Raw genomic sequence first — 3,015 nt, 5'->3', positions numbered from 1 at the left:
ACTTTGGTGTTATATGGTCAAGCCTCACGAGCAATTAGTATTGGTTAGCTCAATGCCTCACAGCACTTACACACCCAACCTATCAACGTCCTAGTCTCGAACGGCTCTTCAGGGGACTTATGTCCCAGTGAGATCTTATCTTAAGGGAGGCTTCCCGCTTAGATGCTTTCAGCGGTTATCCCGTCCGAACATAGCTACCCGGCAATGCCACTGGCGTGACAACCGGAACACCAGAGGTTCGTCCACTCCGGTCCTCTCGTACTAGGAGCAGCTCCTCTCAAATCTCAAACGTCCACGGCAGATAGGGACCGAACTGTCTCACGACGTTCTAAACCCAGCTCGCGTACCACTTTAAATGGCGAACAGCCATACCCTTGGGACCGGCTTCAGCCCCAGGATGTGATGAGCCGACATCGAGGTGCCAAACACCGCCGTCGATGTGAACTCTTGGGCGGTATCAGCCTGTTATCCCCGGAGTACCTTTTATCCGTTGAGCGATGGCCCTTCCATACAGAACCACCGGATCACTAAGACCTACTTTCGTACCTGCTCGACGTGTCTGTCTCGCAGTTAAGCGTGCTTTTGCCTTTACACTCTATGCATGATTTCCGACCATGCTGAGCACACCTTCGTGCTCCTCCGTTACTCTTTGGGAGGAGACCGCCCCAGTCAAACTACCCACCACACAGTGTCCTCGATCCCGATAAGGGACCTGAGTTAGAACCTCAAACATACCAGGGTGGTATTTCAAGAGTGGCTCCATGCAAACTGGCGTCTGCACTTCAAAGCCTCCCACCTATCCTACACAAGTAGGTTCAAAGTTCACTGTGAAGCTATAGTAAAGGTTCACGGGGTCTTTCCGTCTAGCCGCGGATACACAGCATCTTCACTGCGATTTCAATTTCACTGAGTCTCGGGTGGAGACAGTGTGGCCATCGTTACGCCATTCGTGCAGGTCGGAACTTACCCGACAAGGAATTTCGCTACCTTAGGACCGTTATAGTTACGGCCGCCGTTTACTTGGGCTTCGATCAAGAGCTTCGCTTGCGCTAACCCCATCAATTAACCTTCAAGCACCGGGCAGGCGTCACACCCTATACGTCCACTTTCGTGTTTGCAGAGTGCTGTGTTTTTAATAAACAGTCGCAGCCACCTGGTATCTTCGACCGACTAGTGCTTACGGAGCAAGTCCTTCACACCGGCCGGCGTACCTTCTCCCGAAGTTACGGTACCATTTTGCCTAGTTCCTTCACCCGAGTTCTCTCAAGCGCCTTGGTATTCTCTACCTGACCACCTGTGTCGGTTTGGGGTACGGTCAATGTATATCTGAAGCTTAGAAGTTTTTCCTGGAAGCATGGCATCAACCACTTCGCCCAAAAGAGGGCTCGTCATCAGTTCTCGGCATTCTCTCTAAAAGAGTGACCCGGATTTGCCTAAGTCACTTGCCTACCGCCTTAAACACAGACAACCATCGCTGTGCTGGCCTAGCCTTCTCCGTCTCTCCATCGCAATATACATCGGTACAGGAATATTAACCTGTTTTCCATCGACTACGCATTTCTGCCTCGCCTTAGGGGCCGACTCACCCTGCCCTGATTAACATGGGACAGGAAACCTTGGTCTTCCGGCGGGGGAGTTTTTCACTCCCCTTATCGTTACTCATGTCAACATTCGCACTTCTGATACCTCCAGCCTGCCTTACAGCTTGACCTTCAACGGCTTACAGAACGCTCCTCTACCATGCCTAATAAATTAAGCATCCGTAGCTTCGGTGTACAGTTTGAGCCCCGTTATATCTTCCGCGCAGGCCGACTCGACTAGTGAGCTATTACGCTTTCTTTAAAGGATGGCTGCTTCTAAGCCAACCTCCTAGCTGTCTAAGCCTTCCCACATCGTTTCCCACTTAACTGTAACTTTGGGACCTTAGCTGACGGTCTGGGTTGTTTCCCTTTCCACAACGGACGTTAGCACCCGCTGTGTGTCTCCCGTAATTGCACTCATTGGTATTCGGAGTTTGCATGGGGTTGGTAAGTCGGGATGACCCCCTAGCCCAAACAGTGCTCTACCCCCAATGGTGAGATACGAGGCGCTACCTAAATAGCTTTCGAGGAGAACCAGCTATCTCCGAGCTTGATTAGCCTTTCACTCCTATCCACAAGTCATCCCCAGCCTTTTCAACGGATGTGGGTTCGGTCCTCCAGTTGATGTTACTCAACCTTCAACCTGCTCATGGATAGATCGCCCGGTTTCGGGTCTATTCCCAGCAACTAAACGCCCTATTAAGACTCGGTTTCCCTACGGCTCCACTAAACGCTTAACCTTGCTACTGAAAATAAGTCGTTGACCCATTATACAAAAGGTACGCAGTCACGGAACAAGTCCGCTCCCACTGCTTGTACGTACACGGTTTCAGGATCTATTTCACTCCCCTCACAGGGGTTCTTTTCGCCTTTCCCTCACGGTACTGGTTCACTATCGGTCAGTCAGGAGTATTTAGCCTTGGAGGATGGTCCCCCCATATTCAGACAGGATAACACGTGTCCCGTCCTACTCGTTTTCATGATTAAGGTGTTTTCGTATACGGGGCTATCACCCTCTATTGCGGCACTTTCCAGAGCCTTCTACTAACACCAAAACCACTTAAGGGCTAATCCCCTTTCGCTCGCCGCTACTTAGGGAATCTCGGTTGATTTCTTTTCCTCCGGGTACTTAGATGTTTCAGTTCCCCGGGTTCGCCTCCACACAGCTATGTATTCACTGTGGGATACTCTACAAGTAGAGTGGGTTTCCCCATTCGGACATGTTCGGATCAAAGCCTGTTTATCGACTCCCCGAACCTTTTCGCAGATTACCACGTCCTTCATCGCCTCTGACTGCCAAGGCATCCACCGTGCACGCTTGGTCACTTGACCATATAACCCAAAATAGTTTCGGATCACATACCAAAGGGCTTTTGTACCCCTCTGGATTTACGATAATAGAAGTCACTAGGTTAAAGTGATCTTCCACCGGTTT

General features: G+C 50.6%; 1 rRNA gene. It reads right to left on the bottom strand.

The window, feature by feature from the left end:
- Positions 1-13: 13 nt before the first annotated feature.
- Positions 14-2,912 (bottom strand): 23S ribosomal RNA (locus CCS02_RS21950).
- Positions 2,913-3,015 lie beyond the last annotated feature (103 nt).

The sequence above is a fragment of the Marinomonas sp. ef1 genome (assembly GCF_002806845.1).
Lineage (GTDB): Bacteria > Pseudomonadota > Gammaproteobacteria > Pseudomonadales > Marinomonadaceae > Marinomonas > Marinomonas polaris.
This window is presented reverse-complemented; position numbering and strand designations above follow the sequence as displayed.